Origin of the sequence: Sphingobium olei, assembly GCF_042678845.1 — a bacterium.
Lineage (GTDB): Bacteria > Pseudomonadota > Alphaproteobacteria > Sphingomonadales > Sphingomonadaceae > Sphingobium > Sphingobium olei.
In genome coordinates, this window is sequence record NZ_JBHTLS010000071.1 from 1 (window position 1) to 5,151 (window position 5,151).

General features: G+C 59.9%; 7 protein-coding genes. 5 read left to right on the top strand and 2 right to left on the bottom strand.

Annotation, left to right across the window (positions count from 1 at the left end):
* Window positions 1-121: 121 nt before the first annotated feature.
* Together ACFQ24_RS04470 and ACFQ24_RS04475 are read right to left on the bottom strand one after the other, a co-directional pair.
* Window positions 122-532 (bottom strand): lytic transglycosylase domain-containing protein, encoded by a 411-nt coding sequence (locus tag ACFQ24_RS04470; protein WP_380909294.1) that lies wholly within the window; start codon window positions 530-532, stop codon window positions 122-124.
* A gap of 397 nt (window positions 533-929) precedes the next feature.
* Window positions 930-1,238, bottom strand: a complete 309-nt coding sequence (locus ACFQ24_RS04475; protein WP_004213195.1) for a hypothetical protein — start codon at window positions 1,236-1,238, stop codon at window positions 930-932.
* Window positions 1,239-1,493: 255 nt separating this feature from the next.
* Between ACFQ24_RS04475 and ACFQ24_RS04480 the strand changes: the two genes are divergently transcribed.
* The 5 genes from ACFQ24_RS04480 to ACFQ24_RS04500 all read left to right on the top strand — a co-directional run bounded on the left by ACFQ24_RS04480 (window position 1,494) and on the right by ACFQ24_RS04500 (window position 4,745).
* Window positions 1,494-1,646: a hypothetical protein gene (locus ACFQ24_RS04480; protein ID WP_006949649.1), complete on the top strand. Its 153-nt coding sequence runs from the start codon at window positions 1,494-1,496 to the stop codon at window positions 1,644-1,646.
* Between the two features lie 302 nt (window positions 1,647-1,948).
* Window positions 1,949-2,731 (top strand): hypothetical protein, encoded by a 783-nt coding sequence (locus ACFQ24_RS04485; RefSeq protein WP_006949648.1) that lies wholly within the window; start codon window positions 1,949-1,951, stop codon window positions 2,729-2,731.
* Between the two features lie 111 nt (window positions 2,732-2,842).
* Window positions 2,843-3,724: a DUF7146 domain-containing protein gene (locus tag ACFQ24_RS04490; RefSeq protein ID WP_006949647.1), complete on the top strand. Its 882-nt coding sequence runs from the start codon at window positions 2,843-2,845 to the stop codon at window positions 3,722-3,724.
* Window positions 3,718-4,308 (top strand): thermonuclease family protein, encoded by a 591-nt coding sequence (locus tag ACFQ24_RS04495; protein WP_006949646.1) that lies wholly within the window; start codon window positions 3,718-3,720, stop codon window positions 4,306-4,308. Before ACFQ24_RS04490 ends, ACFQ24_RS04495 begins: the two co-directional genes overlap by 7 nt.
* 116 nt (window positions 4,309-4,424) lie before the next feature.
* Window positions 4,425-4,745 (top strand): hypothetical protein, encoded by a 321-nt coding sequence (locus tag ACFQ24_RS04500; RefSeq protein WP_006949645.1) that lies wholly within the window; start codon window positions 4,425-4,427, stop codon window positions 4,743-4,745.
* Window positions 4,746-5,151 lie beyond the last annotated feature (406 nt).

Consider the following 5,151-nt stretch of genomic DNA (forward strand, 5'->3'; position numbering starts at 1 on the left):
TCCAAAACCAACATCCCGATCTCGCCGCCTGAACATCCAGACGGCTGTTTAAGCTATCGAAATGAGGGGTCCCTTTTAGACGCCGATCACCCCGCTAACGGGGTCCTTTTTGCACGCCGATTCACAGAGAGCCTGTGTTATACATGCTGAGTGCGACCCGAAGGGCCTCTTGCGGGGTGCGCCCCGTCTTGGCCGAACGGAAATTGGACAGGAGCACCCGGCCTGCCGCTTCGATATTGGAGCACTGCTTGAAAACAGTGTCCCACGTTAGGCCGAGCCATCCCATGTTGCGTGAATTGATTTGGCCGAGGCCGAGATCCACGCTGTAGCCGCGAGCCACATAGGAGCGCGCGGTTGCGATGGCCTCAGCCTCATTACGCGGACGGCGAGGCTGACTGGCCACGCCGTTGACGTTGATCGCAAAAACATAGTTCGAAGATTCCGCATCCACGATCGCGGCGATCGTATGCGGCGCTACCGCTGGGGCGCATTGCGCCGCCAGCGAAAGAACGGCCCCGGTTTCGAGGAACACGTTCCCGCTCCCGGTCAGTTGCGCGGCTGATAGTAGGTCTGTTGCCGCCCGTCAGTCCAAGTGACCGTCAAGCGACCAGGCCTCCCATCATCCGGCTTCTTGTATTTGGTCTTGGCGATGCCCCCGCCCGTGCATGTCGGGAAGCTGCCGCCGAGAGCCAGCACGCGCCACAGTTTCGTTATCGGTGGAACACAGGCTGGATATTGCGTCGGACCACCCGGGTTGGAGATGCACAGCACAACCTCACATGCCCAAGTATTATCCGACGCTACAGCGGGGGTCGATTGCACCGCAGCCCCCACCAAGGCGGTCGCGAGCGCGAAATTAAAAGCTTTCATCGCTTTCTCCCTCGTCATCGAGATTTATGCACATATCACGATGAGGGGGAAAGGGAAGCCTAAAACGCCAATTTGTTGCTGCATTGTTTGTCGGGAACCAATCGGATATGGTCATCCTCATATCCGTAATCGAGCACGACATGCCGCACAGCGCTTGACAGTCGCTTGTAGGTTTTAAGCGTTGGTTGCTCGAATAGGCAGACATTCAGCCACTTATCGCCACGCCACGATACTTTGACATTGATGATCCATTCACTCGACGGCAGTTGCGCAATTTCGACCGCTTGGATCATTCCCCCAGCAGGGCGGCGGGTGGTTAGTTCGCGCTCAAGGATCGGATCATACTGCCAATCGTCGCTATGCGGCATCGTGATTTATTCCCTTTTACCGATTAGGATATGTCTATCCTCGCTTTGACGGCGAGGGCAACCCGGCTTGTCGTCTCTTGCCGCGCAACCACATTACAGCCATTAAGCGTGTCAACACGCTTATTCCGGCACCACACCAACCTCTTGTGTTCTAGACCTATGGCGCGCCCGAAAAGACAGGAAGACCCTCTTCTCCCGGTTCCTTTGCCCCGGCGTCGGCCGAGCCGCGCCAACACGCGAAATCTCGCAGCATCGGTGAAACCCGAGCTGGCGGCCGAGATCAAGAACCTCGCTGAGCGCGAACAAACGTCCGTTGCTGCCCTGGTCGAAGAGGCGACGATCAATCTCTTGAAGGCACGCGGGATCGAATATCCCGACTATCTGCGCCACTACCGCAAATTGGCGTGACGAGCGCGTTATAAGCGTGCGCGCACGCTTATTCTTGCCAACCCCTTAAACTTGAGCCAGTTATGACGCGCTGATTCCGCCTTGGAGTCGGCGATTCATCTGTTGCGTGCGGGGTGGCTCCCCGAGGCGACAGGACAACAAAAAACCCTCGCTTGGCTGAGCGAGGGCTGTTTGTGCCACCGAAGTGAGCGCTTCTAACTTGGCTCTCTTTATCGGTGGTGCTGCGGCGAAAGTCAATCTCGAAAGCGTGCTTTCGGGAGCGATGGTGCTTGGCCTCGCGGGACCGACGAAGGGAGGTCCGCATGACCACTTCCATAGGCGCCGTGCTGCGTAGCACCGGCCTCGCCACGATCGACCGCGCCTTGCTTGCGCGTGCCGAAAAACCGCGCGTCAAAGTCTGGGCCGGCAGCATCGCCGTAGGCCACGAAAAGCGGGCCAAGGCTTACACACCGATCCGCAATGCTCGCCAGATGCGCGAGATGATCGAAGCCGCAAAGCTCTACGAGCGGCAAACGCTCGCGCAGCGGCGGACAACCACACCGCGCATTCGCAACGGAGCTATCGGACAGGCCGGCATCCAGATCATCGAGTTCCTGGCCCGCGTCATCGACTATAGCACTGGCGCGCTGTTCCCCAGTCTTCACACGATCATGGATGGAACCGGCCTCAGCAAGAATTGCGTCGTTCAGGCGCTTTCGCGTCTCAAAGACGCGCGAATTATCGACTGGTTCAGGCGCTACGAGCCGGTTCCCGACCACGAAGCGCAAGGCGCTGGCCCGCGCATCAAGCAGGCCACGAACGCCTATCGCTTCCTCTTCCCCGCCTTCCTCTCGAAAATCTTCGCTGCTCGCCGCCGTCGCGGCGTCGCGGCCGATCCAGCCCCCGCTTGCGAACAATATCGCCAGATCGAGGCGGCGCGCGACATGGAGCGCATGAGGGATCAGCTGCCCCTATGGGAGCTAACCCGCGAAGAGCGGGACAAGCGCGAGCTGGCGGACATTCTCGCCAGCCTGGGCCAAGCGATTGAGGCGAAAGAACGTGAGTCATCCGCAAGTGAAGATAACCGGCGGAGATATTTATATTGAATGGCCCTAGTCGGGCCATGCGCGATATTGGCATGTATCCCGACCGTTTGCCCGCCATCGTGAAATGTGTATAAATCCCAATGTCGGGATACCGTTGACGAAAGAAGTTCGATGCAGATGGACGTCGAAGCACGCGCACGTCAGATCGTAGCGGATATGGGCGGCCACTGGCGCGGCTCATATGGCATGGTTTGCTGTCCAGCCCACAACGACCGCAATCCGTCGCTCCAAGTCACCCCCGGCAAGAAGGCCGTCCTATTCAAATGTTGGGCCGGTTGCAGTCAGGAAGCCGTCTGGTCCGCGCTCAACAGCCGCAAAATCAATCGCCACACGAGCGGTGAAACGGTCGATCGCGCGCCCGAACCCTCGCGCCGGAAGCTCGCCCTCCAACTATGGGATTCCGCCGCGCCGATCGCAGGCACCGCGGCTGAACGCTATCTGCGTTCGCGCGCAATCGACCCGACCGGCCTCAAGCTCCGCTTCGCTCCGCGCTGCATCGTTGGTCCGCCCGACGCCCGCGAAGAGCATCCTGCCCTTCTCGTGCCGTTCGAGGCCGACGAAGGCATAATCGCCGTGCAGCGGATCTTGCTCGATCCAGCAACCGGCGAGAAACGCTACCATGCGGCGCTGCGCGAGGCGAAATTGACGCTCGGCCTGGTCCGACACGCCGCCATGCGGATCGGCGGCCAGCCAACCGGCGATGTTCTGCGCCTCGCGGAAGGCTTCGAGGAAGCCGTTTCCGTCACCCAGCTTAGTGACGGGAAATTCAAGGTGTGGGGCGCTGGCGGCATTCGCCGCTATGGCCTGATCGCGATCCCCGAACGCATCCGCAAAATCGTCATCTACTCGCAACACGGCCAGGAAGCCGCACAGGCCATAGAGGACGCGCGCGACCACCTCACTGCCAACGACCGCGAACTGAAAATCATCCTCCCGCCAGCCCCGGCGCCGATGGACTGGAACGACATTCTTCAGGAGAGAGCCAGGTGCTGATCCGAGGTTTCAAAAAATGGCCGCGAAATCAGCAAATCGCGTTGCCCATTCTCTCTGTTTTCGCGTTCGGCGCGCTGTTCAATCAGATGCAGGCGAGGAATAGCGAGCCGGTTTCAATCCATGTCGAGAACCCGCGCATTATCGACGGCGATACGCTCGAAACGCTCGATAAAAAGCGGGTGCGGTTGTCGGGAATTGATGCGCCGGATGAGGACGGCAAGGGCAATGTGCCCAAGATCGCAGCGCAGCTCTATTTGGAAGAGCTGGTGAAGCAAAATGGCGGCATGGATTGCACGAGCGATTTTCAGGACGAAAAGTTGACGATCGAGCCGATATGCAACACGCGGCGGACGAGCTGGGGCGGGTCTAACCTGTCGTGCCGGTTTCGGTCGAATGGGGCATCTGTTTCGGCAACGATGGTACGCCATGGATATGCCGTTGATTACAGGCAACATTCAGGGCTGGCCTATGCCCGTTTCATGAAAGACGCTGCCGATGAGCGACGAGGCCTTTGGGGTGTCGATTACGAGGCGATGAGGAATCTGGCGATCGAGAGGGGCCAGCTGCCGAACAAGTGCAAATGATCGGAGCCGGGAACCTGCCCTATTCCACCACACGGCTGCGCCGCGCGGCTCCACGGAGCCAGCAAAGCCGTCTCCGCCCATTCGGGTGACGGTCAGGGCTATAAGGGAAGATCAGCATGAATGATGCGACGCGAACGACGATGCAGGCCGCGCCCAGGCACAGTGCATCGCCGCGCATCGAGGCAATCGCGGCATGGCTGATCGCCGCGCTCATTCTCGCAGGCGGCGGGATCGTCGCACGCCTGATTGTCGATTATCCGCAGTTCCTGCCGAACAGCTATATCGGCTTCCTGATCTACCGGGCCGGTCCCGCCGCCACCTTGCTATGGGCCTGCGCCGGCGCGACCATCACCGTCAGTGCAGCGCCGAGGCGTCCCGTTCTCCTGATCGCTCTGGTTGGCTCGATCGCCGCGTGCTTCGCGCTCTCCGGGCTTTGATCTCTAACCCCATGCCTTGCGTTGATAATTCCGGCATTAACCCTGGAACACCACCATCCATTATCCAATCAGGCTCACAGCGTTTTCATGAGCAGGTCCCCTCACGATTATCATAGACGCTTGCGGGCGGTTGATGAGCGCGCCGCAGCTCTCCGCGCTGAATCAGAACGCTGGCAAGCCTTCTGGAATGAAGCTGGCGGAGATCAGATCGATCCTCCCATTGTCGCAAAGCCCCCACGCCGCCGCTGGTTCTCCTTCTTAAAGCGACCGCAATAGTTTGAGCGGCCCAGGGCCGCGCTCCGTCAGTGGTGGCAGCTGCCACCGGGGGAACACCAAGGGCACCCGCCCTTTCGTTCCCGAAGCATAATCGACAGGACCGGGTTGCCCGACAAGTTCGGCCAGTTCC

What these genes read in the sequence shown, in the direction of transcription:
- ACFQ24_RS04490 (WP_006949647.1), top strand. Translation starts at nt 2,843, where the DNA reads ATGCAGATGGACGTCGAAGCACGCGCACGTCAGATCGTAGCGGATATG.
- ACFQ24_RS04475 (WP_004213195.1), bottom strand. Translation starts at nt 1,238, where the DNA reads ATGCCGCATAGCGACGATTGGCAGTATGATCCGATCCTTGAGCGCGAA.
- ACFQ24_RS04485 (WP_006949648.1), top strand. Translation starts at nt 1,949, where the DNA reads ATGACCACTTCCATAGGCGCCGTGCTGCGTAGCACCGGCCTCGCCACG.
- ACFQ24_RS04500 (WP_006949645.1), top strand. Translation starts at nt 4,425, where the DNA reads ATGAATGATGCGACGCGAACGACGATGCAGGCCGCGCCCAGGCACAGT.